24 protein-coding genes are annotated in these 26,914 nt (G+C 71.5%); 11 read left to right on the forward strand and 13 right to left on the reverse strand.

The annotated features are described in order from the left end of the window. Positions 1-43: 43 nt before the first annotated feature. On the reverse strand, positions 44-1,027 hold the full coding sequence (locus DEJ13_RS13165) for a magnesium and cobalt transport protein CorA (RefSeq protein WP_056119272.1): 984 nt from the start codon (positions 1,025-1,027) through the stop codon (positions 44-46). 119 nt (positions 1,028-1,146) lie between these two features. On the opposite strand from DEJ13_RS13165, the gene DEJ13_RS13170 reads away from it, so the two are divergent. Next, positions 1,147-1,950, forward strand: a complete 804-nt coding sequence (locus DEJ13_RS13170) for a TspO-related membrane protein (RefSeq protein ID WP_056119275.1) — start codon at positions 1,147-1,149, stop codon at positions 1,948-1,950. 558 nt (positions 1,951-2,508) lie between these two features. Here DEJ13_RS13170 and ald read toward each other — a convergent pair. From ald to DEJ13_RS13185, 3 genes are all read right to left on the reverse strand, one after another. Then, positions 2,509-3,609 carry an alanine dehydrogenase gene (gene ald / locus DEJ13_RS13175; RefSeq protein ID WP_111105871.1) on the reverse strand — a complete coding sequence of 367 codons (1,101 nt, stop codon included), beginning with the start codon at positions 3,607-3,609 and terminating at the stop codon, positions 2,509-2,511. 134 nt (positions 3,610-3,743) lie between these two features. Then, positions 3,744-4,787: a helix-turn-helix transcriptional regulator gene (locus DEJ13_RS13180; RefSeq protein ID WP_181436915.1), complete on the reverse strand. Its 1,044-nt coding sequence runs from the start codon at positions 4,785-4,787 to the stop codon at positions 3,744-3,746. Positions 4,788-4,832: 45 nt separating this feature from the next. Next, the gene (locus DEJ13_RS13185; protein WP_258373981.1) at positions 4,833-5,795 is read right to left on the reverse strand and encodes a sugar-binding transcriptional regulator; all 963 of its coding nucleotides are present in this window, start codon (positions 5,793-5,795) and stop codon (positions 4,833-4,835) included. 275 nt (positions 5,796-6,070) lie between these two features. Between DEJ13_RS13185 and DEJ13_RS13190 the strand changes: the two genes are divergently transcribed. After that, positions 6,071-7,816 carry a glycerol-3-phosphate dehydrogenase/oxidase gene (locus DEJ13_RS13190; protein ID WP_111105706.1) on the forward strand — a complete coding sequence of 582 codons (1,746 nt, stop codon included), beginning with the start codon at positions 6,071-6,073 and terminating at the stop codon, positions 7,814-7,816. A gap of 70 nt (positions 7,817-7,886) precedes the next feature. Here DEJ13_RS13190 and DEJ13_RS13195 read toward each other — a convergent pair whose 3' ends face one another. Then, positions 7,887-8,543, reverse strand: coding sequence for a histidine phosphatase family protein (locus tag DEJ13_RS13195; protein ID WP_111105707.1), 657 nt, complete (start codon positions 8,541-8,543; stop codon positions 7,887-7,889). 29 nt (positions 8,544-8,572) lie between these two features. Beyond that, on the reverse strand, positions 8,573-10,096 hold the full coding sequence (locus DEJ13_RS13200; protein WP_111105708.1) for an MFS transporter: 1,524 nt from the start codon (positions 10,094-10,096) through the stop codon (positions 8,573-8,575). A gap of 169 nt (positions 10,097-10,265) precedes the next feature. Between DEJ13_RS13200 and DEJ13_RS13205 the strand changes: the two genes are divergently transcribed. Then, complete coding sequence (locus DEJ13_RS13205) at positions 10,266-10,802, forward strand: DinB family protein (RefSeq protein WP_056119301.1); 537 nt, start codon at positions 10,266-10,268, stop codon at positions 10,800-10,802. A gap of 73 nt (positions 10,803-10,875) precedes the next feature. On the opposite strand, the gene DEJ13_RS13210 is transcribed toward DEJ13_RS13205, so the two are convergent. Together DEJ13_RS13210 and DEJ13_RS13215 are read right to left on the reverse strand one after the other, a co-directional pair. After that, positions 10,876-11,838, reverse strand: coding sequence for a sugar-binding transcriptional regulator (locus DEJ13_RS13210; protein ID WP_111105709.1), 963 nt, complete (start codon positions 11,836-11,838; stop codon positions 10,876-10,878). Positions 11,839-11,863: 25 nt separating this feature from the next. Next, positions 11,864-12,727, reverse strand: coding sequence for a GolD/DthD family dehydrogenase (locus DEJ13_RS13215; protein WP_111105710.1), 864 nt, complete (start codon positions 12,725-12,727; stop codon positions 11,864-11,866). 88 nt (positions 12,728-12,815) lie between these two features. On the opposite strand from DEJ13_RS13215, the gene DEJ13_RS13220 reads away from it, so the two are divergent. The 4 genes from DEJ13_RS13220 to DEJ13_RS13235 all read left to right on the forward strand — a co-directional run bounded on the left by DEJ13_RS13220 (position 12,816) and on the right by DEJ13_RS13235 (position 17,642). Then, positions 12,816-13,940: a zinc-binding dehydrogenase gene (locus DEJ13_RS13220; protein ID WP_349815040.1), complete on the forward strand. Its 1,125-nt coding sequence runs from the start codon at positions 12,816-12,818 to the stop codon at positions 13,938-13,940. A gap of 28 nt (positions 13,941-13,968) precedes the next feature. Beyond that, the gene (locus DEJ13_RS13225; protein ID WP_220037534.1) at positions 13,969-15,279 is read left to right on the forward strand and encodes an MFS transporter; all 1,311 of its coding nucleotides are present in this window, start codon (positions 13,969-13,971) and stop codon (positions 15,277-15,279) included. Positions 15,280-15,405: 126 nt separating this feature from the next. Further along, complete coding sequence (locus DEJ13_RS13230; protein ID WP_111105711.1) at positions 15,406-17,148, forward strand: dihydroxyacetone kinase family protein; 1,743 nt, start codon at positions 15,406-15,408, stop codon at positions 17,146-17,148. Then, a complete protein-coding gene (locus DEJ13_RS13235) occupies positions 17,145-17,642 on the forward strand; it encodes a ribose-5-phosphate isomerase (RefSeq protein WP_111105712.1) in 498 nt (165 codons plus the stop codon). The genes DEJ13_RS13230 and DEJ13_RS13235 overlap by 4 nt, the downstream gene beginning before the upstream one ends. A gap of 145 nt (positions 17,643-17,787) precedes the next feature. Here DEJ13_RS13235 and DEJ13_RS13240 read toward each other — a convergent pair whose 3' ends face one another. After that, the gene (locus DEJ13_RS13240; protein WP_111105713.1) at positions 17,788-19,257 is read right to left on the reverse strand and encodes a xylulokinase; all 1,470 of its coding nucleotides are present in this window, start codon (positions 19,255-19,257) and stop codon (positions 17,788-17,790) included. A gap of 144 nt (positions 19,258-19,401) precedes the next feature. Here DEJ13_RS13240 and DEJ13_RS13245 point away from each other — a divergent pair, with 144 nt between their 5' ends. From DEJ13_RS13245 to DEJ13_RS13255, 3 genes are read left to right on the forward strand one after another with little or no spacing between them, the layout of a single operon-like run. Next, a complete protein-coding gene (locus DEJ13_RS13245; RefSeq protein WP_111105714.1) occupies positions 19,402-20,469 on the forward strand; it encodes a LolA family protein in 1,068 nt (355 codons plus the stop codon). After that, positions 20,466-21,452 (forward strand): ABC transporter ATP-binding protein, encoded by a 987-nt coding sequence (locus tag DEJ13_RS13250; protein WP_258373982.1) that lies wholly within the window; start codon positions 20,466-20,468, stop codon positions 21,450-21,452. Before DEJ13_RS13245 ends, DEJ13_RS13250 begins: the two co-directional genes overlap by 4 nt. After that, positions 21,439-22,347: an ABC transporter permease gene (locus DEJ13_RS13255; protein ID WP_111105715.1), complete on the forward strand. Its 909-nt coding sequence runs from the start codon at positions 21,439-21,441 to the stop codon at positions 22,345-22,347. Before DEJ13_RS13250 ends, DEJ13_RS13255 begins: the two co-directional genes overlap by 14 nt. 57 nt (positions 22,348-22,404) lie before the next feature. Here the strand turns inward: DEJ13_RS13255 and DEJ13_RS13260 are convergent, their stop codons facing one another. Beyond that, the gene (locus tag DEJ13_RS13260) at positions 22,405-23,421 is read right to left on the reverse strand and encodes an NADP-dependent oxidoreductase (protein WP_502868737.1); all 1,017 of its coding nucleotides are present in this window, start codon (positions 23,419-23,421) and stop codon (positions 22,405-22,407) included. Between the two features lie 93 nt (positions 23,422-23,514). Next, positions 23,515-24,432 (reverse strand): metallophosphoesterase, encoded by a 918-nt coding sequence (locus tag DEJ13_RS13265; RefSeq protein WP_111105717.1) that lies wholly within the window; start codon positions 24,430-24,432, stop codon positions 23,515-23,517. A 146-nt stretch (positions 24,433-24,578) separates the two neighbouring features. Between DEJ13_RS13265 and DEJ13_RS13270 the strand changes: the two genes are divergently transcribed. After that, positions 24,579-25,076 (forward strand): hypothetical protein, encoded by a 498-nt coding sequence (locus DEJ13_RS13270; protein ID WP_111105718.1) that lies wholly within the window; start codon positions 24,579-24,581, stop codon positions 25,074-25,076. On the opposite strand, the gene DEJ13_RS13275 is transcribed toward DEJ13_RS13270, so the two are convergent. Together DEJ13_RS13275 and DEJ13_RS13280 are read right to left on the reverse strand one after the other, a co-directional pair. After that, positions 25,077-25,442 (reverse strand): L-rhamnose mutarotase, encoded by a 366-nt coding sequence (locus tag DEJ13_RS13275; RefSeq protein ID WP_111105719.1) that lies wholly within the window; start codon positions 25,440-25,442, stop codon positions 25,077-25,079. Further along, the gene (locus DEJ13_RS13280; RefSeq protein WP_220037535.1) at positions 25,439-26,758 is read right to left on the reverse strand and encodes an MFS transporter; all 1,320 of its coding nucleotides are present in this window, start codon (positions 26,756-26,758) and stop codon (positions 25,439-25,441) included. The genes DEJ13_RS13275 and DEJ13_RS13280 overlap by 4 nt, the downstream gene beginning before the upstream one ends. Positions 26,759-26,914 lie beyond the last annotated feature (156 nt).

Here is a 26,914-nt window from a genome sequence, read left to right on the forward strand (position 1 = left end):
GAGCTCTTTCTTTTGTCTCGCAACTATGTGCGTGGCAAGTATGTCAGAACCAGCGCTTGACCTTGAAGACCACGAACAGCGCCGCCGCGAAGACGATCATCGCCAGGACCGCGAGCGGGTAGCCCCACGTCCACGTCAGCTCGGGCATGTGGGTGAAGTTCATGCCGTAGATCGCAGCGATGAGCGTCGGCGCGAAGAGGATCGCCGCCCAGCCGGAGATCTTCTTCGTGTCGTCGTTCTGCTTCTGCGCCGCCAGGGTCGCGTCGACGGTCAGCGCGTTCTGCAGCAGCTGGCGGAAGGTGTCGAGTCGCTCCGCGGTGCGGATGGCGTGGTCGAGGACGTCACGGAAGCGCCGCTGCATCTCGACCGGCAGGTGGTACTTCTCGGCGCCGCGGTGCAGGTTCTCGATCATGTACACGAGCGGACGCGCCGCTCGTTGGAAGTCGACGACCTCGCCGAACAGCTCGTAGATGCGCTTGGACACCCCGGGCACGCCGGAGAAGAGCTGGTCCTCGATCTGGTTGATGTCCTCCTCGAGCCCGTCGATCACCGGGAGGTAGTCGTCGACGATCGAGTCCATCAGCGCCCAGAGCTGCGCCTGCGGGCCGGCCGTCACCAGTCCTGGCTTGCCGCTCATCCGCTGCAGGGAGCGCGGGACGACCTGGCGCCCGCGCGGATCCGCCTGCACGACGGCGAGGAAGAAGCCGTCCCCGACGAAGGCGTGCACCTCGCCGAACGCCACTTCCTCGCGGCGGTCGTTGTAGAGCGCCGGCTTGAGGACCGCGAACAGCGTCGAGCCGTACCGCTCGAGCTTCGGGCGCTGGTGCCCCTCGGCGGAGTCCTCGACCGCCAGCTCGTGCAGCCCGAGGGCCACGGCGACGTCGCCGAGCTCGGTCGCGTCGGGCTGGTACAGCACGATGCAGGCACTGGCGTCCTGGTCCGACATCATCCGGAAGGTGTCGTCGAGCGAAGGACTCACCATCGGTGCGATGCGGTCGACGTAGACAGTGTTCAGCTCGACGGTCACAGGACCAGGCTACGCACGTCCCCCGTCCGCTGAGCGGCACCTGCACGACGTGACAGCGAACGGGCATACCGTTGGGTCTTCAGCATGCTGACGAGTGGCTGCTGACGGAGGGAGTGGTCATGCGTTGGTTCCGGAAGATCGCGATCGCGGTGAGCGCCGTCGTCGCCGTGGTGGGTTCGTTCATCGGCTCGGGTGCGGCGGGTGGCACGCCGATCCAGGACGCGGCCGGTGGGGCGCTGTCGGCGTCGTCCACGGCCATCGCCCCGGGTGGCCCCGCGTTCGGCATCTGGAGCGTCATCTACGTCGGGCTCATCGCGTTCGCAGTCTGGCAGTTCCTGCCGCGTCGTGCGGACCAGGCCCGCCACGACCGACTCGCGGTCCCCGCGGTGCTGTCGCTGCTGCTCAACGCCGCCTGGATCCTGTCCGTGCAGTTCGGGTTCCTCTGGGCGAGCGAGCCGATCATCGTCGCGCTGCTCGCCGTGCTGGCGTGGGCGTTCGTCATCCTGCGACGCACGCGGCCGTCCGGCATCGTCGAGGCGATCGTCACCGACGGCACGTTCGGGCTGTACCTCGGGTGGCTCTGCGTCGCGACGGCGGCCAACACCGCCGCGGTGCTGACGGCCGCCGGGTTCCGCGGCTTCGGACTCGGGCAGGACGTGTGGGGTGTCGTCGTGGCGCTCGTCGCTGGGCTGGTCGGGGTCCTCGTGGCCGTCGCTGGCCGGGGTCGCCTGTCGCCGGTGGTGTCGCTCGCGTGGGGTCTGGCATGGGTCGCGGTCGCTCGTCTCGACGGGCCCCTCGTGTCGACGCCCACCGCGGTCGCGGCCATCGTCGCCGCTGCCGCAGCGGTCGTCGTCACCCTCGTGGTCCGCGCCCGCGCGGGATGGTCGGCAGCGCGCACGGCCTCGGCCGCCCGCGTGTCCTGAGCCCGACCCCGCCGCAGGCGCACCGGGCCGTCGCGCGGTGCCGCTCGATGCGCAGGCACCAACCCCGCAGCACCGAAAGCGACATCGGGTACGGGTCGGCGCGGCGCTTCCACGGCGGCGATGTCGCTCGATACGCACGCACCAACCCCGCAGCACCGGAAGCGACATCACGCAGCCGAACGCGACGCGCGATCCCGCACCCGATGTCGCTCCATGCGCACGCACCCACCCCGCAGCACCGAAAGCGACATCGGGTAGGGTTTGCGCGGCGCTTCCACCGCGGCGATGTCGCCCGATACGCACGCACCCACCCCGCACCCGATGTCGCTCCATGCGCACGCACCAACCCCGCAGCACCGAAAGCGACATCGGGTACGGGTTGGCGCGGCGCTTCCACGGCGGTGATGTCGCTTTTGTGCGGGTACCGGTGCGCCGGGCCGAACAAGGGCCGGTACCTGAGCGTCAGGCCGAACCAGGCGGGCACCGGTGCGTCAGGCCGGACCGGTGTGCCAGGCCGGCACCGGCTCGCCTGGCCGGGCCACGCCGTCGCGGGACGTGTCAGCGCGCCGCGGCGACCAAGCCGTGGGCAGCGGCCACGGCGTCGTTCGTGACGCGGCCGGCGTGCACGTTGAGCCCGCGGGCCAAGGCAGCGTCGGACTCGAGCGCCTGTTCCCACCCCTGGTCGGCGATCGCCAGCGCGTACGGCAGCGTCGCGTTCGTCAGCGAGATCGTCGACGTGCGCGGCACCGCCCCCGGCATGTTCGCCACGCAGTAGTAGACGGTGTCGTGCACCCGGAACGTCGGGTCGTCGTGCGTGGTCGGCCGCGAACCCTCGAAGCAGCCGCCCTGGTCGATGGCGATGTCGACGAGGACCGAACCGGGGCGCATGTCGGCGACCATCGCGTCGGTGACGAGCTTCGGTGCGGAGGCCCCGGGGATGAGCACGGACCCGATCACCAGGTCCGCGTCGCGCAGTGCCTCGGCGATCGCGTGACTCGACGACCGCAGCGTCGTGATCCGTCCGTCGAACCGGGCGTCGAGCGCGCGCAGGCGCGGCAGGCTGATGTCGAAGACCGTGACCTCGGCGCCGAGACCGAGCGCCATCGCGGCCGCGTGCTCGCCGGCGACACCGCCGCCGATGACCACCACGCGGCCCTTCGGCGTGCCGGGGACCCCACCGAGCAGCAGACCCCGTCCTCCGTGGGCGCGCATGAGGTGGTTCGCGCCGACCTGGGCGGACAGCCGTCCGGCGATCTCGGACATCGGGGACAGCAGCGGCAGCGACCGGTCGGGCAGCTGGACCGTCTCGTACGCGATGGCGGTCGCGCCCGAGTCGATGAGCGCGTCGGTCAGCGGGCGATCCGCCGCCAGGTGCAGGTAGGTGAAGAGCACCTGGCCGGGGCGGATCGCCGCGTACTCGGAGGCCACCGGCTCCTTGACCTTGAGGACCAGCTCTGCCTGCGCCCAGACGTCGGCCGCGGCGGGGACGATCGTGGCACCGGCGGCCTGGTACTCGGCGTCAGGGAAGGACGACCCGTCACCGGCTCCGGCCTGCACGATGACCTGGTGGCCGTGCAGGGTCATCTCCGCGACACCCGCCGGGGTGGCTGCGACACGGAACTCGTTGTTCTTGATCTCGGTGGGGACGCCGATGCGCATGGCGGACTCCTTCGTGGGCTGCGTGCGGACGTGCCGCGGTGACACCCACCATCCAGCCAGTCCCGCGTGTCCGGCATGTTGCGCCCGAACATCCGACTGGTGTGCGCCGGATCCGTGCGACGAGATTCGGCGGATCAGCCCCGGCTGCGGAGCGACTCGCTGGGGAGCTCGCCGAAACGAGCCCGGTACGCCGCCGAGAAGCGACCGAGGTGGCCGAAGCCCCACGCGCGGGCGATGTCCGCCACCGAGGTCTCGTCGCGATCGGAGCGCCGCAGGTCGGTGTGCGCGCCGTCGAGCCGGACGCCGCGGAGCAGGTCGCCCGGGGTCTGGTCGAGGTGCCGCCGGAGCGACTGCTGCAGCCCGCGGGGACTGAGGCCGGCGGCCGAGGCGATCTCGGGTGTGCCGATCGCCTCGGCGGCGTGAGCGTGCACGAACTCGAGGGCCCGGCGGAGCCGCTCGTGCTCCGGCCCCGTGCCGGGCACTGACGCCCGCCAGGACGTGCGCTTCGGGAACGCCCGGAGCGCGGCGCCGGCGAAGGTGTCGGCGATCGCGCGGCGAGCGGTCTCCCCGAGCCCGTGGCCCATGTCGAGCCAGGTCGCCGAGTGCGCCCGGACGGTCTGCTGCCAGATGCGGGTGCCCTCGGCCGTGGCCCGCTGGAGGGGCTCGAAGGCGAAGTCGCCGTCACCGGCGAGCTCGGCCACGAACGACCGGTCCAGCTGGACGAGGTTGAGGGCGATGTCGCGGTGGTGCAGCTGGTACGCGCCGTCACTCGGCAGCACGACGGGGACACCGGGGTGCAGGTCGATGGTGTGCCCCGCGTAGGAGATCGTGCTGGTCCCGCTGCGCAGCCAGGCGACGATGAACTCGTCCTCGACCAGGGACTCGCTGCGCAGGTCGACCTGGAAACGGGCACTGCGGAGCGACATCCGGTCGTCGCCGACGCCGGCGAAGCTCCAGCCGCTGTCGGCCGAGGTCCGCCGGACGGCCGGTGTGCGCAGGTCGTACCCGGCGGAGAAGAACGCGACAGCATGGTCGATGTCGGACCCCGCGAGCCGCTTGGACCAGCGGCCGTCGGTCGTTCCGCGGCGGTCGGGGGATGAGGTAACGAACCGTTCTGCAACGGGCAGAGCGGCAGCGCGCATCGCCGTCGTCGGCGTGGTTTCGCTGGAGAGCACCATGTCCGAGAACCTACGAGCAACCACCGACATCGGGGGCCGGGCCCGTCAGTTCTGCAGGATCGCCTGCCCGATGCTCTCGTCGAGGATCAGGTCCGTGACGAGTCCGGCGGCCAGCGCACCCCGGAGCGAGGCCGCCTTGCCCCGGCCCGCGACGACGCAGATCCGCCGGGGCGCGCGCTTGATCGTGTCGAGGTCGGGCCCACCGGCGCGGGCGTTCAGACCGATGTCCCGCCACGAGCCGTCCGCGCGGTAGAACACCGTCGAGACGTCCCCGACGACCTTCGCCGACGCCAGCTCGTCCCGGTCCGCCGGGTCCAGGTACCCGCCGGAGTAGACGTGGGACGGCACCGGCGCCTGGGGTGCGCCGACCCCGAACACGACGACGTCCATGCGCTCGTGCAGGTCCAGCACGCGGCGGATCGAGCGCTCGCGGAACAGGGCCTCCTTCGTCGCGGGGTCGTCGAAGAACGCGGGGACCGGGAACTGCTGCACGAGGGCGCCGTACGCCTCGCCGAACCGCCGGAGGATCTCGGACGCGTAGACGATCCCCGTGGTCCGGGTGTTCGCCGCGCCGTTCACCTGCACGATGGTCGAGCCGTGCGTGGTCTTCGGGACGAGGTACCGACTGACCGCGCTGACGGTCGAGCCCCACGAGATCCCGATCACCATGTTCGACTCGATGTACTGCGTCAGGATCCGGGCGGCCGACAGCGCGACCCGCTCGAGACGGTCGACGTCACTGGTGTGGTCCGGCACCGGCACGACGTGCGCGTGCACCCCGAAGCGCGCGCGGATGTTCCGGCTGAGCGCGGCGGCCTGGTCGAGCGGCGAGCGGATCTGGATGTCGACGAGCCCTGTGTCCCTGGCGTGCTTGAGCAGCCGTGAGACGGACGACCGCGACGTCCCGAGTTCGTCCGCGATGGCGTCCATCGTCAGGTCCTGCAGGTAGTACAGGTGCGCGGCACGCAGCGCCTGCTGCGTGCGCATCGGCTGCGCGGCGTCAGTCATCTGCGGCACCCGCACCGGACCCATCTGCGACACCCGCACCGGACCCGTCAGCGGCACCCGCACCAGAACTCATGAAGCCAACCATGCACGGACGTGCACGGCCGCTGCAAGCCCTGTCGAGCCTCCCGTCCGCGTCCCGAGCCGGGCCACGGCCGTCCCGAGCGGGGGCCACAGGCGTTCTGCACGTTCGTGCACGCAGGTTGCCCCGACTTCTCAACAGGCGCACGATCGACTCAAGACCAACGAACCGACCCCAGAAAGCGACGCGTACGCACATGTCGAAGACGACGCAGCCCCGACGCACGGTGACCGCCCTCACCGAGCGCCCGAACGCACAGGTCCTCATCGTGGGTGGCGGCATCAACGGCATCGCCACCTTCCGCGACCTCGCCCTGCAGGGCGTCGACGTCGCGCTCGTCGAGCGCGGCGACTACGCCTCCGGCGCCTCGGCGGCGTCGAGCCACATGATCCACGGTGGCATCCGCTACCTCGAGAACGGCGAGTTCCGCCTGGTGCGCGAGAGCGTCCAGGAGCGCAACGGCCTGATCCGGATCGCCCCGCACTACGTCAAGCCGCTGCAGACGACGATGCCGATCTTCTCGACGTTCTCCGGCATCATGAACGCCCCGCTGCGCATGCTCACGCACAAGCAGCGCTCCACCAAGGAGCGCGGCGCCATGCTGATCAAGATCGGCATGACGATCTACGACTCCTTCTCGCGCGACGGCGGCTCCGTCCCGAAGCACGTCTTCCGCACCAAGAAGGCGGCGCTCGCGGACATGCCCGCGCTCAACAGGGACCTGAAGTACACGGGCACCTACTACGACGCCTCGGTGCACGAGCCGGAGCGCCTGGCGCTCGACGTTCTCAAGGACGGTCTGACCGCCGGCACCGGGACCGGCTCGGCCGCGACCGCCCGTGCGACCAACTACGTCGAGGCCGCCGGCACCCGCGACGGCGGCGTCCTGCTGCGCGACCTGGAGACCGGCGAGGAGTTCGCCTTCCAGGCCGACGTCGTCATCAACGCCTCGGGGCCGTGGACCGACCTGACGAACCAGGCGTTCGGCGGCGAGACGAAGTACATGGGCGGCACGAAGGGCTCGCACATCGTCGTGCACAACGACGAGCTGCTCGAGGCCACCAAGGGCCGTGAGCTGTTCTTCGAGAACGACGACGGCCGCATCGTGCTGATCTACCCGCTCAAGGGCCGGGTGCTCATCGGCACGACCGACATCGACGCCGACCCGTCGAAGCCCGTCACGACCACCGACGAGGAGATCGACTACTTCTTCGGGCTGGTCAAGCACGTGTTCCCGCAGATCGACGTGAACCGCGACCACATCGTCTACAGCTACTCGGGCATCCGGCCGCTCCCCCGCCACGAGGACACCGCCCCCGGGTTCGTGTCCCGCGACTACCGGATCGTCGACACCCAGGTCCCCGGGCTCGGTGACACCACCGTGCTGTCGCTGGTCGGCGGCAAGTGGACCACCTTCCGCGCCCTCGCCGCGCACCTGTCGACCGAGGCCACGCAGGAGCTCGGCGTCGCCCGCAAGGTCGACACGACCGGCATGGCGATCGGTGGCGGCAAGGACTTCCCGACCACGGACGCCCAGCGCGCACTGTGGATCAAGTCCCACCGCGACGGGCTCGACGAGCAGCTCGTCGACGGGCTGCTCGAGCGCTACGGCACCCGTGCGGCCGAGGTCGTCGACGTCCTGACCGACGGACCGGTCGAGCCGCTCGAGTCCGACCCCGCCCTGACCCGGGCCGAGGTCGCGTACTTCGCCGAGCACGAGCAGGCCGTCCACCTGATCGACGTCGTGCTGCGCCGCACGAACCTGGCGTTCGTCGGCGGCGTCACGATCGACCTGCTCGACGAGCTTGCCGACGTGCTCGCCGGTGCCCTCGGCTGGAGCACCGAGGAGCGTGCGGACGAGGTCCAGCGCACCCTCGACGTCCTGCGTGAGTCGCACGGCGTGATCGTGCCCCTGACCGCCACGGCGGCCAACGCGTCCTAGGCGCGCACCACACGACAGACGGGAGGCCCGGTGCCAGCTGGCACCGGGCCTCCTGTGTGTGGGCCGTGCTTCAGAACCGCTCTCCGGTCGGGTCCTGCGCGGTCCGGTCGATCAGGTCGTCGCCGCCCATTGGCTCGCCCTCCCAGTCGACCAGGCGCCAGCCGTCAGCCGACGACCCCTCGAGCTCGACGACACCCGTGTTCTCGAGGTGTCGGTCGGCGCCGAGGTCGTTCGGGGTGTTCTGCGCCGTGGTCGCCGCCCAGATCCGGATCGCGGCACCGTGGCTGAACGCGGCAGCGACCTGCGCGCCCGTCGCCTCGATCTGCCGCACCGCGTCGTCGTAGCGGTCGAAGAAGTCCTCGCCGGTCTCGGCGCCCGGCATCCGAGCCTCGCGCTCCCCGGACGCCCATGCGTAGCAGGCGGCCAGGTAGCGCTGCACCGACGTCTGGTCGCGCAGCCCCTGCAGGTCCCCGGCCTCGATCTCGCGCAGTCCGGGCAGGACCACCGGCTCGAGCCCGAGCGCAGCGGCGAGCGGCGCCGCGGTGTGCTGCGTCCGGACCATCGACGACACGAACAGCCGCTCGATGCCCCGGTCGGCGAGTGCCGCGGGCAGCGCCCGGGCCTGCTGCTCACCGAGCTCGGTCAGCCCGGGTCCTGGCACTTCGGCGTCCAGGATGCCGTGCACGTTCGCGGGGGTCTGGCCGTGTCGGATCAGCAGCAGTCGCATGCTGCCACCCTACGGACCCGCGCGTCCCGTCAGCGCGCCGGGTCCGACTCGCGCTCGGCGGCCGCGTGCACGGCGTCCTGCGCGGCGAACGGCAGGTCCCCGAGGTCGAGGTGCGGGTTCGTGTCCTGCGTGAGGACGAGCTCGCGGGCCTCGTCGGCGGTCTCCACGGCGGGCATCGACCCGGGCAGCGGACGCTGTGACGACTCCTTCATGCAGAAGACCCCGACCGCCCCGAGGACACTCATCGCCATCAGGAAGTACGCGGGGGCGAGCTCGTCACCGGTCACCGTGAGCAGTGCCTGCACGATGAGCGGCGTGGTCCCGCCGAACACCGCGATCGCGATGTTGTAGGCGAAGCCCATCCCGCCGTAGCGCGTCGAGGTCGGGAAGAGCGCGGGCAGCGACGCAGCCTGGTTCGACACCCAGAGCGCCGTCATCAGCGCCAGCAGGGCGAGTCCGGACAGCGTGGACCACTGCTCGCCGTGTCCGATGAGCAGGAACGCGGGGACCACGAGGACGACGGTCGTCGCAGCACCGATCCACATCACCACGCGTCGCCCGAGCCGGTCGGACAGCTTGCCCGTCAGCGGGAGCATGACGGCGAGCAGCACGAGCACCGGGATCGTCAGGAGCGTGCCGTCGATCGCGGAGTACCCGAGCGAGTCGGTCAGGTAGGTCGGCATGTAGCTCGTCAGCGCGTAGCCCACGGTGTTCGACGCGGCGACGAGCATCACGGCGATGACGATCGGACGCCAGTGCTCGCGCACCATGGCGACGACGTTCGCGGGCCGCTGCCCGCTCGCGTCGGCCCGGGCCTCGCTCGCCGCCTCCTGCGCCGCCTGGGTCGCCTGGAACGCGGGCGACTCCTCGATGCGCAGGCGGAACCAGATCGCCACGGCGCCGATCACGCCGGCGGCCAGGAACGGCAGCCGCCAGCCCCACGCGGTCATGGTCTCCTCGCCGAGGGTGATCTGCAGCACCGAGACGACGGTCGCGCCGAGCGCGAAGCCCATGTAGCTGCCGAAGTCGAGGATGCTCGCGAAGAACCCGCGGCGGCGGTCGGGGGCGTACTCGGTCACGAACGTGGTCGCACCGGCGTACTCACCGCCCGTCGAGAAGCCCTGCAGCAGCTTGAGCACCACGAGGACGACCGGGGCGAACACCCCGATCGTGGCGTACGCGGGCAGCACCCCGATCAGGAACGTGGACGCCGCCATCAGGATCAGCGTCGTGGCGAGCACCTGCTGTCGGCCGATCCGGTCCCCCAGTCGGCCGAACACGATCCCACCGAGCGGGCGGGCGATGTACGTCGCGGCGAACACCCCGAGGCTGAACAGGATCTGCACCGCGGGTTCGGCGGTGGGCAGGAACACGCGCCCCATCGTCACGGCGAGGTAGCCGTAGACGCCGACGTCGTACCACTCCATGGTGTTGCCGACGACCATGCCGCTGACGGCCCGGCGCATCATGCTCTTGTCAACGACGGTGACGTCGCTCTCGCGGAGCCGACGGGTGGGCCGTCGGCGGTCGGTACTGCTGGGGTCGGAACCCATGCATTGCTCCTCGGGTCGGATGAACAGCCCGCGACGTTACCGAGCAGCCCGAGGCGGCATTGACCGGCGATTCCCAGGGACCGGGCGTGTCCCCCGCGCCCGTCCACCACCGATCAGCAGCCCGCTGCGGAAACGGGCGGGCTGGTCACGACCTCGTAACATCGGGCCCATGGCGATCGAACCCGACACGAAGAACTGGACCTGGGTCATCGGGACACCGTGCCCGGACTGCGGCTACGACGGCAGCACGACCACGATCCGTGACGTGCCCGGCATCGTCGAGGCGAACGCCACCGGCTGGCCGACCGCACTCGCCCGTCCGGACGTCCGCGACCGACCGGACGATGCGACCTGGTCGACGCTCGAGTACGCGGCCCACGTGCGGGACGTGCACCGGACGATGACGGAGCGTCTGGCGCTCATGCTGTCTGAGGACACCCCGACGTTCGCGAACTGGGACCAGGACGCCACCGCGGTCGAGGACGCCTACGACGAGCAGGACCCGGCGACCGTCGAGCGGGAGCTCGGCGAGGCCGCACACCGGGCAGCGCGCGCGTTCGACGACGTCCGTGACGACCAGCTCGACCGCACCGGGCTCCGCTCGGACGGCAGCGCCTTCACGGTCGCTTCGCTGGCGGTCTACTACGCGCACGATCCGGTCCACCACCTGTGGGACGTGCGGCGCAGCCACCAGGGTCGGCTGTAGTCGGACAGGAGGCGCGGGACGGGCCCGCACCGGGCCTCCCGTCCGGTGCGTGGTGCGCCCGGAGCCGCTCCGTTCAGGCGAGCGCGTCGAGCAGGGCGCGCGCGGTCGCGGCGTCCGACACCAGCTCGTTGACCAGTCCGCCGCGGACCGCGCCGATGATGCTGGGGACCTTGGCCTCGCCGACGGCCACACCGACCGCGTGCGGCACACCGGCCAGTACCTGGCGCGAGGTCCGTACCATCCGGTCGCTCCCCGGGAACTCGATCGCCGTGCCGTCCGGGGCGTAGAAGTTCAGGCAGACGTCCCCGGCGGCGCGGTCGAACGCCTGGTCCTCGACCGGGACGCCGCGTGCGAGGGCGTCGCGCGTCGGTGTCGGGGCGCCGACGCCCAGGATCGCGCCCTTCGCCCGGCCCCACAGCCCGATGACGTGCTGGAAGGCGGGGTCCTCGTCGAGGGACGCCCGCATCGCCTCCGAGGGCAGGGCCTGGGCGAACAGGAACGCCGGGATCGCGCCGGAGTGCTCGGCGGCCGTGCGGGTGATCTCGTTCGTCTGGAACCACGGCATCGGGTCCGCCTGGCCGCCGACGGTCGGGACGAGCTGCACGCCCGGCAGCTGCGGCATGCCCGCGTGCGCGACGTCGTACACGGTGCGCCCGGACGACATGAGCACCGCGTCGCCCGGCTGCAGCGCCATGCCCTCGACCGCGGCGGCGAGCGGCGCGGCGAGGTCGGCTCCGAGGGTCGCGGTGTGCGTGACCGCTGCCAGGTGCACGGCGTGCAGGCCGAGCTTCACCTGCAGGCGTTCGGCGAGCGCCACCGTCTCGTCCTGGAACGGGTCGACGACCTCGATGCGGACGAGTCCGGCGCGACGGGCCTCGGCGACGAGTCGTGACACGGTCGGGCGCGAGACCCCGAGCCGGGACGCGATCTCGACCTGGGTGGCGTCCTCGAGGTAGTACATCCGCGCCGCCTGGTACACGGTGTCGAGCGGGAAACGGGGGCGGGCTGCGTCCGGGGTCGGGCTCTCGGCGGACATGGTGTGATCGTAGCCGCGCCGTGTCTCAGCGGATCGTGAACCCGCCGTCCACCCGGAGGTCTGCGCCGTTGACCATCGCGCTCGACTCCGAGCCCAGGAAGAGCACTGCGGCGGCGATCTCGTCCGGGGTGGCGAACCGGCCGGTCGGGATCTCGTCCTGGTGCCGGACGCCCTTCTCGTTGGCCCAGGCGCCGCGTCCGAGGTCGGTCAGCACCACGGTCGGCGAGACGGTGTTGACGGTGACCCCGCGGCCGCCCCACTCGAGTGCGAGCACGTGGGTGAGCCCGATCACGCCGGCCTTCGAGGCGCAGTAGGCGGCGTGGCCGTCGATCCCGACGTGCGCGGCCTGGGACGCGATGGTCACGACGCGGCCGTAGCCGGCGGCGAGCATGTGGCGACCGACCGCCTGGGTGACGCGGTGGGTGCCGGTCAGGTTCACCGCGATGGTGGTGTCCCAGGCGGCCGGCTCGAGGTCCTCGGCGGGGGCGAGGAGGGCGACTCCCGCGCAGTTCACGAGCACGTCGATGCGGCCGAAGCGCTCCGCGACCGCGGTGACGGCCGCCTCGACCGAGGCCTGGTCGGTGACGTCGCAGCCGATGCCGACGTGCACCGGCTCGGCGGCGGTGCCGGTGGTCTGGGCGGCGTCGGTCGTCGGGGCGGCGTCGGTCGTCGGGACGGGCAGTGCTGCGGCGGCGGCCGCTGCTCCGTCGGTGCGGACGTCGACGATCGCGACGCGTGCTCCCCGCGACGCGAGCGCGACGGCGATGGCGTTGCCGATGCCGGACGCGCCCCCGGTGACGATCGCGGAGCGGCCGGTGAAGTCGTTGGTCAGGTCGACGGTGTCGGGACCCGGACGGAGTGCGGCGGTGAACTCAGTGGTGTCGGTCATGGTCGGACCGTACCAGAAATTGTGTTCTGGACAAACGTTCTGCGAGGTGTACAGTCAGGGACGAAGCCACCCGATGAAGGAGCAGCTCATGTCGATGACGACGAACACCACCACCCAGACCACCGCGGAGATCCCCACGACGATGCGCGCCGTGGTCGTCCACGGCCCCGAGGACTACCGGCTCGAAGAGCGCCCCGTCCCGGTCCCCGGTCCGGGCGAGCTCCTGCTCCGCACCGATGCCGTCGGCATCTGCGCGAGCGACCTGAAGTGCTACCACGGCGCCGCCAAGTTCTGGGGCGACGAGAACCGCGCCGCCTGGGCCGAGACCGACCGCATCCCCGGGCACGAGTTCGTCGGCACGATCGTCGCCGGCGACGACGACACCCTGACCAAGCGGAAGGTCGCCCTCGGGGACCGAATCGCCTGCGAGCAGATCGTCCCCTGCTGGGAGTGCCGCTACTGCCTCGAGGGCGCGTACTGGATGTGCAACGTCCACGACATGTTCGGCTTCAAGGGCTACGACGGCGCGATGGCCGAGTACGTCCTGGTGCCGGCCAAGGCCCTGACGCACCCGGTGTCGAGCGCCCTGCCCGGCCAGGTCGCGGCGTTCGCCGAGCCGCTGTCGTGCGCCTTCCACGCCGTCGAGCGCGGGGACATCAAGTTCGGCGACACCGTGGTGATCGCCGGCGCCGGCCCGATCGGCCTGTCCGCCATCGCCGGTGCGCGCCAGAAGAACCCGCTCCGGATCATCGCGCTCGACGTGGTCGACGCCAAGCTCGCCCTGGCGGAGAAGGTCGGCGCGGACATGACGATCAACATCGCCGAACACGACGCGGTGTCCATCATCAAGGACCTGACGGACGGCTACGGCGCCGACGTCTACATCGAGGCGACCGGACACCCGTCCGCGGTCCCCCAGGGGCTCAACCTGCTCCGCAAGCTCGGGACGTTCGTCGAGTACTCCGTCTTCAAGGACGCGGTCTCGGTCGACTGGTCGATCATCTCGGACGACAAAGAGCTCGACGTCCGCGGTGCCCACCTCGGCCCGCACACCTGGCCGGCCGCCATCAAGCTGCTCGAGGCCGAGACCCTGCCGATGGACGAGATCTGCACGCACCAGTTCCCGCTCGAGCGGTTCCAGGACGCCCTCGACCTGGTCGGCGACTCGGCCGGCGCCAGCGTCAAGGTGTCGATCATCCCCGCGATGTCCTGACCCGCCAGAACCAACCAGGAGACTTCCGATGTCGACGACGACACGGCGCAGCGCTGCGCCCACCACGCCCCGCCCCGAGGGCCGCCTCGACCGGATGGGCATCCCCCGTCCGCTCGCACTCGGTTTCCTCGCCGTCCTGGTCTTCATGACCGGCAACGGCGTCGAGTCGAACTTCATCACGCCGCACATGGTCGCCGTGCTCGGGTCCCCCGAGGCCACCGTGGCGACGATCGTGACGTTCTACAGCCTGGCCGCCCTGATCGGCAGCTACGTGTCGGGCGCCCTGTCCGACCTGATCGGCCCGCGCCGGGTCATGATCCTCGGGTTCGCCGTGTGGGTCGTGTTCGAGGTGCTGTTCCTCCTCGCGCTCGGCGTCGGCAGCGTGCCGTTCGCCGCGACCGCGTACGCCATCCGCGGGTTCGGCTACCCGCTCTTCGCGTTCGCGTTCCTGGTGTGGGTGAACATCACGACGCCCGTCGAGCGCAACGGCTCGGCCGTCGGGTGGTTCTACGTGGCCTTCACCGGTGGCCTGCCGACGCTGGGCTCGCTCTTCGCCATCGGGGCCATCCCGGTGTTCGGCGGCGGCACCGTGGGTGAGACCGGCGCGATGGTCGCGTCGATCGGCCTGGTCGTGATCGGCTTCCTCATCCTGCTGTTCGGCGTCCGGCTGCCCAACGGGTTCAGCCGGATCGCCCCCGAGGGCGAGAGCGCCTGGCGGGTCATGACGAGCGGCATCCGGCTGACGGCCACCCGCCCGAAGATCCTGATGGGCTTCCTGGTGCGGCTGATCAACACGGCGCCCGAGTTCGGCATGTTCGTCGTGCTGCCCGCCGTGATCGCGAACGACCGCGGGTGGGGTCAGAGCCGCTGGCTGCTGATGACCGTGTGCGTGTACGCGACGAACATCCTGGTGAACGCCCTGTTCGGCTGGGTCGGCGACAAGATCGGCTGGCAGCGCACCGTCAAGTGGTTCGGGATCATGGGTTCCGCGATCGGGCTCGTCGCCTGGTGGTACGTCCCGCAGCTGGTCCCCGCCGGCTCGACATGGGGCTACGTGCTCTCGGTCATCGCCGGCTGCGTGTTCGGCTGCCTGCTCGCCGGGTTCGTCCCGATGGGCGCGATCATGCCGGCGCTCGCCCCCGAGCACAAGGGCGCCGCGATGGCGATGTACACGACGGCTGCGGGCGGTGCTGCGTTCCTCGGCACCGGTGTCGTCGCGGCGGTCTTCGCCCTGGGCGGCGGCGGCCAGGCGGTGACCTGGACCTTCGTCGGCCTGTACGCCTGCGCCTTCGTGATGATCCACTTCCTCAAGGTGCCGCAAGGCGAGCGCACGCACTGACGGGACCCGGTCCGGCCGGGCACCCGCTCGACGCGTGCCCGGCCGAGCACCTCCCACCGACACCGCCTGACCGTCGACCCACCCGGCAGGCGCACACTGAACCCCGACACGACAGGACCCACGCTCATGACCACCATCCACGACGACCCCGACGAGTTCGCCGAGGACCAGCTCGCCGGCTGGCTCGCGCTCTACGCCGACCGGGTGCGCGGCGTCCACGGCGGCGTCGTCGCCCTGCCGACCGAGCACGCGGACCCGCAGGTCGCGGTCGTCGTCGGCGGCGGCTCCGGCCACTACCCCGCGTTCTGCGGGGTCGTCGGCCCGGGCTTCGCCACCGGCGCCGTCGTGGGCAACGTCTTCACCTCGCCGTCGACGGCCCAGGTCTACGCGGTCGCCAAGGCCGCCGACCAGGGCCGCGGGGTCGTGCTGTCGTTCGGCAACTACGCCGGGGACACGATGAACTTCGGACTGGCGGCCGAACGGCTGAACGCCGAGGGCATCGACACCCGGATCGTCATCGTCACCGACGACGTGGCCAGTGCCGACGAGGAAGCGAAGCGCCGCGGGATCGCCGGGGACTTCTCCGTGTTCAAGGCGATGGGCGCGGCAGCCGCAGCAGGCGCGGACCTCGACGAGGTCGAGCGCATCGGCACCGCGTCCAACGCCGCCACACGCACGATCGGCGTCGCATTCTCGGGCTGCACCATGCCCGGCGCCACCGAACCGCTGTTCACCGTGCCCGACGGCCACCTGGGCCTGGGTCTCGGCATCCACGGCGAGCCCGGCATCGAGGACGTCCCGCTGCTCCGCGCGACGGACCTGGCGGCGCTGCTCGTCGAGCGGCTGCTGTCCGAGCGTCCCGCTGGTGCGGGAACCCGTGTCGCACCGATCCTGAACGGGCTCGGCGACACGAAGTACGAAGAACTCTTCCTGCTCTGGGGCCGAGTGCTCCCCCTGCTGCAGGAAGCCGGCCTCGAGGTCGTGGACCCCGAGGTCGGCGAGCTCGTCACCAGTCTGGACATGGGCGGCTGCTCGCTCACGCTCCAGTGGCTCGACGACGAGCTCGAGACACTCTGGCGCGCCGACGCCTACACGCCGGCGTACCGCAAGGTCGCGGCGCCGGTCGCCGCGCTCGTGCCGGCCGAGGCGGTGGCCGACGCCGAGGACGAGGCACTCGTCGTGCCGGACGCGACCGAGGCCTCCCGGCACGCCGCGCAGACCGCGCGCGCCGCGATCGACGCGATCGACGCGCTGCTCCGCGAGCACGAGGAGGAGCTGGGCCGCATCGACGCGGTCGCCGGCGACGGCGACCACGGCCGCGGTATGGTCAAGGGCATCGGTGCCGCCGGCAAGGCGGTCGACCGGGTCGGCCAGGAGGCCGGGGTCGCCTTCGTCCTCGGACGCGCCGGTGACGCGTGGGCCGAGTTCGCCGGTGGCACGTCCGGGGTGCTGTGGGGTGCGGCGCTCGAGGCCTTCGGCCGCTCGCTCGGCGACGACCGCTCCGCGATCGAGCCCACCGACGTCGTCGACGCCGCCCAGGCCTTCGCCGACTCGATCGTGCACCTGGGCGGGGCGTCGCGCGGCGACAAGACGCTGCTCGACGCGCTGCTGCCGTTCGTCGAGGACCTGCGGTCGTCGGTCGGGTCCGGCAGTCCACTCGCCGACGCCTGGCAGTCCGCCGCCGCCGTCGCGGTCACCGAGGCGCAGGCGACCGCCGACCTCAAGCCGAAGGTCGGGCGCGCCCGACCGCTGGCCGAGAAGAGCCTGGGGACGCCCGACGCGGGCGCCACCTCGATGGGGATGATCCTCACGCGCGTCGGCGAGGTCCTCGCCGACCGTGCAGCAGACAAGGAAGGAACGCACGCATGACGTACCGTCTCGTGATCGGCTCGGATGACGCCGGGTTCGACTACAAGGAGATCATCAAGCGGGACCTGCAGAGCGACGACCGCGTGACCTCCGTGGTGGACGTCGGGGTCGACGCGGACGGGCACACCGCCTACCCGCACGTCGCCGTCGATGCCGCTCGTCTCGTCGCGAACGGCGAGGCCGACCGGGCCATCCTGATCTGCGGCACCGGGCTCGGCGTCGCGATCAGCGCGAACAAGGTCCCCGGCATCCGTGCCGTCACCGCGCACGACTCGTACAGCGTCGAGCGCTCCGTGCTGTCCAACGACGCGCAGGTGCTCTGCATGGGACAGCGGGTGATCGGGGTCGAGCTCGCCCGGCGTCTGGCGAAGGAGTGGCTCGGCTACGAGTTCGACACCGCGTCGGCGAGCGCCGAGAAGGTCGCCGCCATCTGCGAGTACGACGGCAGCGCACCGGTCGGCGTCGACGCGCAGGCGGAGGGCGCGCAGGCGTAGGGCGCCCGCGGAGGGCGCGCTCGCCCCGCGCCGCCCCAGCGCCGTCCGGCGCCGCACAACCAAGAGCAGTTCGCACCACGGGTTCCCGTGGTGCGAACTCCTTCCGGTTGTGCGGCGCCGCTCCGCGCCAGTGGCGACTGACGCGTCAGCCCCGCGCCGCCAACCGGTGGACGACGGCCTTCGTCGCCTCGTACAGCTCGCGGTAGTCGCGGTACCCCTCCTCATACGCCGCGTGCGCGACGGGGTCCGGCTCGATGCGCTCGGCGGGCGGGTTCCACGCCCCGATCCCGACCGGCTCGACGAGTGCCGCGGCGAGGAACGCCGACCCGTACGCGGCTCCGACGGTCACCGTGGGGATGGTCTGCGGCAGGCCCGTCACGTCCGACACGATCCGCGGCCACAGCCGCCCGAGCAGCCCCCCGCCCGCACCGACGAGCTCGTCGACCGCGACCCCGGCGTCCCGCAGCACCTCGACGTTGTGCCGCACCGCGTACGCCGTCGCTTCGAGCGTCGCCCGGTACAGGTCGCCCCGCGTGTGCCGCACCGTGAGTCCGGCGATCACCCCGCGCGCGTCCGGGTCCGCGATCGGCGTCCGCTCGCCCGCGAAGTACGGCAGCATCAGCAGCCCGCGTGCGCCGATCCCGGAGTCGTCCGCCTCCTCGAGCATCGACCGCCAGTCGCCGTCAACGAGCCGCCGCAGCCACTCGGTGATCGCCCCGGACGTCGCCATCCCGCCGGACACGCTCGGCTGCTCGGGGTGGGTGCCCACCGTCGTCCACATGCCCGGCACCGGGGTCGGTTCGGTCGTGGGCACGATCATGAACATGGTGGTGCCGTACTGCAGGAACATCCGGCCCGGCACGGACTCCCCCACGCTGACCCCCTCGGCCCAGGCGTCGATGGTCCCGGCGGTCACCGGGATGCCGGCCGGGAGGCCCGTGGCCGCGGCCGCCGCGGCGGTCACCGTCCCCGCCTGGTCACCGGACCAGAGCAGGCGCGGCATGGGCAGACCGGGCGCCAGTCGGTCACACCACTCCGGGATCCAGGCGTTCGTGTGGACGTCGTACAGCGGCGTCGTCTGGCTGGCGGAGTGGTGGTCGAGGACGTACTCCCCCGTCAGGAGCTCGACCACGCGTGACGACGGCATCGTGAACCGCGCGGCGCGTTCCCACACCGCGGGTTCGTGACGGGCGACCCAGGCGAGCTTGGCCCCGGCGGCCTGGGTGCTCAGCGCCGATCCGCATCGCTGCCGGACGGCGTCCTCGCCGCCGAGCTCGGCGGTCAGGTCCGCGAGCATCGCCGCCGACCTGGTGTCGATGCCGTACAGCACGGCGGGACGCAGCGGCTCGCCGGCGTCGTCGGTCAGCAGCACGCACGGGCCGATCCCGCTCACGCCGACCGAGACCACGTCGACGTCGGGGGCGACCGCCAGGAGTTCCCGCGTCAGTGCGCCGAACTCGTCCCACCAGACGGCGCCGTCCATCTCGACCAGGCCCTGCGCGGGGCGGTCGACCTCGTGGTGCCGGACGACCTCGGCGATGACCTGTCCGTCGAACCGCACCAGCAGCGCCTTCGTGCTCGACGTCCCGATGTCCAGACCGAGCACTGCCCGCATGCCGTCTCCTTCGCCGCCATCCGACCCGACGGGGCCGCACGCCCGAGTCTACGAAGGTCCGCGGACCGCGTCGGAGCACAGCGGACTGTCGGTTGCCGGACCTACTGTGCTCACGACTCCAACGCTCCACCGAGGGGATCCGCAATGAAGAAGTCCGCATGGCTGCCCGCCGTCATCGCACCCGTGGTCGTCGCCGGTGCCATCGCCGCCCCGGCACTGGCCAACGCCGCCGACACCCCGCTCGCCGGGTCCCACCCCACCGCAGCGGACGTGATCGCCAGCGTCGCGAAGTCCTCCGACGCGCAGTACTCGGGCAAGCTCTCGCAGACCAGTGACCTCGGACTCCCCGAACTGCCCACCGGCTCGGGTGGGTCCTCGCTCGAGGGCAACGCCTCGGACGCGCTCAGCATGCTCACCCAGTCGCACACCGCCCGCGTGTACGTCGACGGTGCGTCCAAGCAGCGCATCCAGGTCACCCAGCAGCTCGCCGAGCAGGACCTCGTCCGCAACGGCAGCGACGTCTGGACCTGGGACTCGAAGCAGCGCGAGGCCACCCACGTCACCCTGCCGAAGGACACCGCGACCTCGCTCGAGCACGGCACGACGACCCCGGCCGACATCGCGAAGCAGGCCATCGACGCCATCACGCCGAGCACCTCGGTGTCCAAGCCGACCAGCACCACGGTCGCCGGTCAGCGCGCCTGGCAGATCGTGCTGACGCCGAAGTCCTCCGACACCCTCGTGGGCCGCGTCGAGCTCGCCGTCGACCAGCAGACCGGCCTGCCGCTCCGCGCCACGGTCCTGGCGAAGGGCCAGTCCGACCCGGCGTTCCAGGTCGGCTACACCAGCCTCTCCTACGGCGCCCCGGCCTCGCGGCTGTTCGACTTCACCCCGCCGTCCGACGCGAAGGTCACCACGAAGGACCTGTCCGACGCCGAGCACCATGCCGGTCACCGGGGCCACGCGGGCGACCGCGGCGCCGCGCCGACCACCACCGGCACCGGGTGGGCCACGATCGCCGAGCTCCCCGCCGGCAGCGCGGACACCAGCAGCCTCGACGCCGACGGCAGCGCCCTGCTCGGTCAGGTGACGAAGGCCGTCGACGGTGGCCGGGCCATCCAGACCTCGCTGGTCTCGGTGTACCTCACCGATGACGGTCGGGTCCTGGCAGGTGCCGTGCCGGTGTCGTCCCTGGTCGCCGCCGCCAAGTGAGCACGACCGCACCGACCGAGCACGACCGGACCGCCGCGGTGGGGGATCCGGAGCTGGCGATCCGCACCGCGGGCCTGGCGAAGGTCTTCCGCAGACAGCGCGCGGTCGACGGGATCGACCTCGCGGTCCCCCGGGGGTCCGTGTACGGGTTCCTCGGGCCGAACGGCTCCGGCAAGACGACCACCATCCGGATGCTGCTCGGACTGTCGTCGGCGACGGGCGGGTCGATCCAGGTGCTGGGCGAGTCCATGCCGCAAGCGCTGCGCACCGTGCTCCCCCGGGTCGGGGCGCTGGTCGAGGGGCCCGCGTTCTACCCGTACCTGTCCGGGCGGGCGAACCTGTCCCGGTTCGACGCCGCCGACCCGACCACGGACGCCCGCACGCGGAAGGACCGGGTCGCCACGGCGCTCGACCGTGTCGGGCTCTCCCACGCTGCCGACAAGAAGGCGCACGCGTACTCGCTCGGCATGAAGCAACGACTGGGACTCGCGAACGCCCTCCTGACGCCCCGCGAGCTGCTGGTGCTCGACGAACCGACGAACGGCCTCGACCCGCAGGGCACCCGCGAGGTCCGCAACCTCATCCGCTCCCTGGCCGACGACGGCACGACGGTGTTCGTCTCGAGTCACCTGCTCGCCGAGATCGAGCAGGTCTGCACGCACGCCGGGGTGATGCGCACGGGCAAGCTCGTCGCGCAGGGCACGCTCGACGACCTCCGCTCGGCGGGCGCGCGCACGGTGACGGTCCGCACCCCCGACGTCGGGCAAGCAGGCTCGGTCATGATGCGGCTCGGCCTGAGCCCGCGGCACGACGGCGGCGCCGACGCCCTCGTCGCCGACCTGCCCGCCTCCTTGCTGCCCGAGACGATCGTGACCGAGCTGGTGCACGCCGACGTCCGGGTCCGGGGCATCACCGTCGGCGGCGGCACTCTCGAGGACCTCTTCGTCGCGCTCACCGGGGAGGGCTTCGATGTCGCTGCCTGACCCGACCACCGCGACCACGGCCTCCGCTCCGGTCGACGACGCGACGGCACCGCCGCCCGCGCCGACGACGTCGCGGTCCCGCACACGCACCTTCGCGCTCCTCGGCTCCGAACTCGCGCTCGTGTTCCGCCGCCGGCGCACGTGGGCGATGCTCGGCGCACTCGGTCTGGTGCCGATCCTCATCGCCGTCGCGGTGCGCCTGACCACGGGCGGTGACTCGGGCGGCCCCGCGTTCCTCGGCGACATCACGAACAACGGGCTGTTCGTGTCGTTCACCGCCCTCACGGTCTCGATCCCGCTGTTCCTGCCGCTCACGGTCGGCGTCGTGGCGGGTGACACGGTCGCGGGCGAGGCCAGCCACGGCACGCTCCGGTACCTGCTCGTCGCACCGACCGGGCGGCTCCGCTTCATGCTCGTCAAGTACGTCGGCGCAGTGGCGTTCTGCCTGGCGGCAACGGTCGTCATCGTGCTCGTCGGTGCGGCGATCGGTGCGCTGCTGTTCCCGATCGGTCCGGTCACGCTGCTGTCGGGCACCCAGGTCGACGGCTGGTCCTACGCGGGCCGAGCGGTGCTGCTCGCGCTGTACGTCACGTTGTCGATGCTCGGGCTCTCCGCGATCGGCCTGTTCGCGTCGTCGTTGACGAACGTGCCCGTCGGGGCGATGGCGGCCACGGTCGTCCTCGCCGGTGCGTCCCAGGTGCTCGACCAGCTGCCGCAGCTCGACTGGCTGCACCCGTTCCTGTTCTCCCACCAGTGGCTCGGCTTCGGGGACCTGCTGCGCGACCCGATCGCCTTCGACTCCTTCGGCAGCAACGCCCTGCTGCAGCTCGGCTACGTCGCAGTCTTCGGCACCCTCGCCTACGCCCGGTTCGCGTCGAAGGACGTCCTGAGCTGAGCACGTGACACGACGACGGGCCCCGGTCGTCGACCGGGGCCCGTCGTCGTGTGCGGGCTACTGCGCTTCGGGGCGGGCCGGCGCTCCGCTGGACACCGGGTCGCGGAGGTCCCGGGACTTCTCGGACTTGTACCAGTGCAGGCGGGCACCGGTCTCGACGGGCTGCATGCCGACCACGACCTTGCCGCGCGAGTGCATCTCGGCCAGGTCCTCGTAGGCGTCGACGATGTACTCGAACGGGTAGTAGCCCGAGATGATGAACTGCACCTTGTGCCGCTGCACCAGGTCGCCGAGCGTGGTGAGCATCTCCATCGCCTCGGTGTCGTCGCCCGGCGCCCGCAGGAACCGGATCTCCAGCTCGCCCCGCTGCTCGCTCGTGATGAAGCGCTTCTCGTCGACACCCAGCCGACGGGCGAGCTCGTTGTTCTCGCCGTGCTCGCGGTTGTCGATGAACGCGGTGATCGGGCGACCGTCCGCGATCTCGCGGATCCGGTCCTCCTCCCCCTCCCCGTACGCCACGGGCAGCACGCCGATCTGGCGGAGGGCGTCGTGGTTACGCGGGCTGCCGAGGCCGATCACCGTGGCGCCTGCCTCCTTGGCGAGCTGGCACTCGATGTGGCCCACGCCGCCGGCCGCAGCGCTGATGACGACGGTGTCCTGCGGGCCGAGCCGCAGGGACCGGATCAGGGACAGTGCGGTGCAGCCTGCCAGGTAGAGACTGCCCGCGACCTCGAAGCTCATGGTCGACGGCTTCTTGATGGCGGCGCTGCGGGGAACGGTCACCCACGTCGCGTGGGAACCGCCGTGGGGGGCGTGGCCCATGACCTCGTCACCGACCTTCAGGTCGCGGACGTCGGACCCGCGAGCCGCGACGACCCCGGCGAAGTCGACGCCCTGGCGCGCGGGGAAGTCCAGCTCGATGGAGTCCTGCAGGCGTCCCTCGCGCAGGAACCGCTCGATGTGGTTGAGGCCCGCGACGGAGACCTCCACGACGATCTCGTCCGGGCCGGGCTTCGGCCGCTCCTGCGGGACGACCTCGACGACGTCGAACCCGCCGTAGCGGGCGTACTGCACTGCGTTGCCGGTGCGCATGGTTCACTCCTTCAGACCGTGTTGCACCGTGATACTCGCGCCGACCCGGCACCGCCCGCGCGTCCGAGGGACTTCTCAGTGCGGACCGACCGCGTCGATGATCCGGGCGACCGCCTCGGCGTCGTGGTGCACGGCGATGCTGTCCGCCGCCGCGACGGGCACCCGGACCGGCGCCGACCAGAGCGACCCGTCCTGGGCGAGGTCGACCACGAGCGCGCCGGTGCCGACGTACGCCGTCTCCTCGCCGTACGGACCGGCGACGTCGGTGTCGTTCGCGACCCCCGGCGCGACGAGCACGGGCACGCCGCCGATGCTCCCGGCGAAGTGGTGGTGGTAGTGCCCGGCGAGGACCACCCGCACGTCCGATCCGCGGATGACCTCGTCGAGGTCCTCGGGGTTCTGCAGGCGGAGGGCCTCGTGCAGCGCGGTCGGTGCGGGCAGCGGTGGGTGGTGCAGCACGACGACGGTGCCGTGCGGAGCCTCGGACCGGTCGGCCAGCGCCGTCCGCAGGCGCTCGAGCGTCTCCGCGGTGAGCAGTCCGTACCCCGCACCCGGGACGCTCGTGTCGAGGGTGACGACGCGCCGACCCGCGACGAGCGACTGCCCCCAGACGGGCACCGTCGGCGGGTGGTACTCCATCGTGTGCATCATCGGCCGACCGCCCTCGCCGAGCAGGTGCCCGTTCGCGAGCACCTGCCGGAACCCCTCGCGCTGGTCGTGGTTGCCGGGGACGGTGACGAGCGCGGCGCCGTGCCGGGTCGCCCAACCGCCGACCCGTTCGACGAGTGCGGCGTACGACTCGGGCGAGCCGTCCTCGGACACGTCGCCGGACACGACGACGAGTCCCACGCCCTCGATGCTGTCGAGTCGCGCGAGCAGTGCGTCGAGGGTTGCGGTCGTGTCGACCGTGCCCTGGTGGAGCGCACCGTCGCCGGTCAGGTGGGTGTCGGACAGGTGCAGGATGCGGAGGGTGCCGGGCTGAGGGGTCTGCATGCCTCGACCGTAGCCACGGCGGCCAGCAGGGGTCTGTGCTGCGGGAGTCCGGTCGTCCTGTCCACAGCCGAACGGGGGTTGTCCCCACCTCCACAGCTCCGGCTGGCCGCATTCCAGCGGTGACATCGGTCTTCCACACTTGACACATGACCTCCACACGCGCCAACCGACCCGCCACCACCACCGCAGTCGCCGCCCTCGGCATGGGTGCCGTCCTCCTCACGCTCACCGGGTGCAGCTTCATCCAGTCCTTCGAACCGGAGCAGCAGCGTCACTACGCCGCGTCCGCAGACGCCCCGTCGAGCGCGAAGTCGGACGACGCCGCCTGGTTCATGCCGTCCTGGGTGCCCGACGACGCCGAGGACATCGACGTACGGCTCCGCACGAAGGGCCCGGGGTACGCCATCGGGTTCGACTCCGCCGACGGCGTCGACACCGCCGCGTGCACGCCGCTCCAGGGCACCTTCGGCGGTCCGGCGATGACGGCGGACTTCCTCCCGCACGACCTGCCGACGACGGGCCTCGTCGACTGCGGCGACGGTCGGGCCACCGCCGAGGTCGGGGGCCGCTGGTACAGCTGGACCACCGAGGAACCGCTGCCCGTCAGCACGAGCGACACGAACGAGACCCTCCGGACCGAGTGATCAGCGCTCGCTGGCCGCGGCGAGCTGGTCCTCCAGGTTGAACACCTCGGGCAGGATCCTCGCCGTCTGGTCCGCCCGACCGGTGGCCCCGTCGAACAGGTCCTGCATGTGCGACTCCCATGCCGCCGCGACCTCGCTCGCCGCGAGGGCCGCATCGGCATCGGCCACCGAGTCCGTCTCGTAGTAGCCGATCAGGAGCCCGTCGTCGTCGAGGAACAACGAGTAGTTGCGTCGGCCGGCACGAGCGATGGCCCTGAGCATCGCCGGCCAGACCGCCGCGTGCCGCTCGCGGTAGGCGTCCATGTGCTGGGCGGCCACCTGCAGACGGAAGCAGACGCGCGTGACGTGCGCCGGGCCTCCCGTCATCGGACGGCGCGCTCGTCGACGGTGCGGACGGTGCCGGACGCGCTCGTGACCGTGCCGTACCGCTCGGTCTCGATGTCCTCGAGCGAACGACCCCGTGTGGACGGCGCCCAGATGGTGCCGACCAGGAACGACAGCGCGAGCAGGCCCAGGATGAGTCCGCCCAGCGCCTGCAGGCCGATGCCGTTGAGGAGCAGGGGGAACCAGATGCTCAGGAGGCCCACCATGACCCGCGCGGCGAGGAACAGGACGCCCTGTGCGCTTGCCCGGTAGCGCGTGGCGAAGAGCTCACTCGTCCAGAGTCCGTAGAACGCCTGCGCACCGATCCCCGACGAGATGCCCCACGCGATCGCGAAGAACAGCAGCGTGCCGATGTTCGCGGGCGCGTAGATCAGGACGGCCCACGCCACGATCGCCAGCGCGGCCCCGACGGCGTAGAGCACGCGGCGGCTCATCCGGTCGGCGAAGCGCATGAACCCGAAGTAGGTCGCCGCGACCGTGCAGCCCCACACCAGGATCTGCAGCCCGTACTGCTCGGTCGTGCTCGTCACGCCCGTGGCGGAGTAGACGCGCGGCTGGAAGATGCCGGCCTGTCCGGCGACGGTGTTCCAGAGCGCGTAGACGCCGAACAGGAACAGCATCGCGGTCAGGTTCACCTTGCGACTGAACAGCTGGATGATGCCGTGGAAGAAGTTCGCGCTGCCGGTCGCGGCGCGCTCGTCCTTCCAGATCGTGGACTCGGGGAGCCCGCGCCGCAGCCACCAGACGATCGCCGCGACCACGAACAGGTGGGCGAAGATCAGCCGGCTGCCGAGCAGCCCGAGCGGCGCCGCGGCGATGGCGAGCGCGAAACCGACCATCGGACCGATCGACCACGCGAGCTGCGCCGTGCCGACGTGGGCCGCGCGCTTGTCGGCCGGAGCCTGCTCCGCGATGTAGGTCCAGCTGGCCGGTACACCGGCGCCGACGGCGATGCCGGTCAGGATGAACCCGACCAGCAGCATCCCGTAGCTGCCGGCGAACACCGCGAGCAGGATGCCGAGCATGTAGAGCAGCAGGTCGTAGGTGTAGATGAACTTGCGGCCGTAGCGATCGCACAGCGGACCGCCGATGATCGCCCCGGCGGCTGCGCCGAACGCGTTCGCGGACAGGCTCGCGAGGAGTCCGACCTGCAGGTCGCCGATGTGGAACTGGGCCTGCCACAGACCGAGGCTCGTGGCGATCGCGATGATCGACCCGGACTCGATGTAGTTCGACATCGCCACCGAGACGGTGGCCTTCCAGCCGGTGGTGTTGCTGGCTCCGATACGGACCGCCATTGGTCCTCCGTTCGTGCGTCTTCGTCGGTGAATCGTTTCAACGGTACTGCCGGGACGATACGCGCTGGTCGTTCGTCACCGCAAGTGCTGCCCGAGCACTGCGGCGCCGCGCCCTCGTCCGCGCCTGCTGAACGTCGCGGGGGTGCCAGGATGACC

Source organism: Curtobacterium sp. MCLR17_007 (genome assembly GCF_003234655.2).
In the GTDB taxonomy this organism is placed as follows: Bacteria; Actinomycetota; Actinomycetes; order Actinomycetales; family Microbacteriaceae; genus Curtobacterium.

What these genes read in the sequence shown, in the direction of transcription:
- DEJ13_RS13235 (WP_111105712.1), top strand. Translation starts at nt 17,145, where the DNA reads ATGACGTACCGTCTCGTGATCGGCTCGGATGACGCCGGGTTCGACTAC.
- DEJ13_RS13275 (WP_111105719.1), bottom strand. Translation starts at nt 25,442, where the DNA reads ATGACGGGAGGCCCGGCGCACGTCACGCGCGTCTGCTTCCGTCTGCAG.
- DEJ13_RS13210 (WP_111105709.1), bottom strand. Translation starts at nt 11,838, where the DNA reads ATGTCCGCCGAGAGCCCGACCCCGGACGCAGCCCGCCCCCGTTTCCCG.
- DEJ13_RS13190 (WP_111105706.1), top strand. Translation starts at nt 6,071, where the DNA reads ATGTCGAAGACGACGCAGCCCCGACGCACGGTGACCGCCCTCACCGAG.
- DEJ13_RS13170 (WP_056119275.1), top strand. Translation starts at nt 1,147, where the DNA reads ATGCGTTGGTTCCGGAAGATCGCGATCGCGGTGAGCGCCGTCGTCGCC.
- DEJ13_RS13195 (WP_111105707.1), bottom strand. Translation starts at nt 8,543, where the DNA reads ATGCGACTGCTGCTGATCCGACACGGCCAGACCCCCGCGAACGTGCAC.
- DEJ13_RS13220 (WP_349815040.1), top strand. Translation starts at nt 12,816, where the DNA reads ATGTCGATGACGACGAACACCACCACCCAGACCACCGCGGAGATCCCC.
- DEJ13_RS13180 (WP_181436915.1), bottom strand. Translation starts at nt 4,787, where the DNA reads ATGGTGCTCTCCAGCGAAACCACGCCGACGACGGCGATGCGCGCTGCC.
- DEJ13_RS13205 (WP_056119301.1), top strand. Translation starts at nt 10,266, where the DNA reads ATGGCGATCGAACCCGACACGAAGAACTGGACCTGGGTCATCGGGACA.
- DEJ13_RS13225 (WP_220037534.1), top strand. Translation starts at nt 13,969, where the DNA reads ATGTCGACGACGACACGGCGCAGCGCTGCGCCCACCACGCCCCGCCCC.
- ald (WP_111105871.1), bottom strand. Translation starts at nt 3,609, where the DNA reads ATGCGCATCGGCGTCCCCACCGAGATCAAGAACAACGAGTTCCGTGTC.
- DEJ13_RS13185 (WP_258373981.1), bottom strand. Translation starts at nt 5,795, where the DNA reads ATGACTGACGCCGCGCAGCCGATGCGCACGCAGCAGGCGCTGCGTGCC.
- DEJ13_RS13200 (WP_111105708.1), bottom strand. Translation starts at nt 10,096, where the DNA reads ATGGGTTCCGACCCCAGCAGTACCGACCGCCGACGGCCCACCCGTCGG.
- DEJ13_RS13265 (WP_111105717.1), bottom strand. Translation starts at nt 24,432, where the DNA reads ATGCAGACCCCTCAGCCCGGCACCCTCCGCATCCTGCACCTGTCCGAC.
- DEJ13_RS13215 (WP_111105710.1), bottom strand. Translation starts at nt 12,727, where the DNA reads ATGACCGACACCACTGAGTTCACCGCCGCACTCCGTCCGGGTCCCGAC.
- DEJ13_RS13230 (WP_111105711.1), top strand. Translation starts at nt 15,406, where the DNA reads ATGACCACCATCCACGACGACCCCGACGAGTTCGCCGAGGACCAGCTC.
- DEJ13_RS13280 (WP_220037535.1), bottom strand. Translation starts at nt 26,758, where the DNA reads ATGGCGGTCCGTATCGGAGCCAGCAACACCACCGGCTGGAAGGCCACC.
- DEJ13_RS13255 (WP_111105715.1), top strand. Translation starts at nt 21,439, where the DNA reads ATGTCGCTGCCTGACCCGACCACCGCGACCACGGCCTCCGCTCCGGTC.
- DEJ13_RS13240 (WP_111105713.1), bottom strand. Translation starts at nt 19,257, where the DNA reads ATGCGGGCAGTGCTCGGTCTGGACATCGGGACGTCGAGCACGAAGGCG.
- DEJ13_RS13270 (WP_111105718.1), top strand. Translation starts at nt 24,579, where the DNA reads ATGACCTCCACACGCGCCAACCGACCCGCCACCACCACCGCAGTCGCC.
- DEJ13_RS13245 (WP_111105714.1), top strand. Translation starts at nt 19,402, where the DNA reads ATGAAGAAGTCCGCATGGCTGCCCGCCGTCATCGCACCCGTGGTCGTC.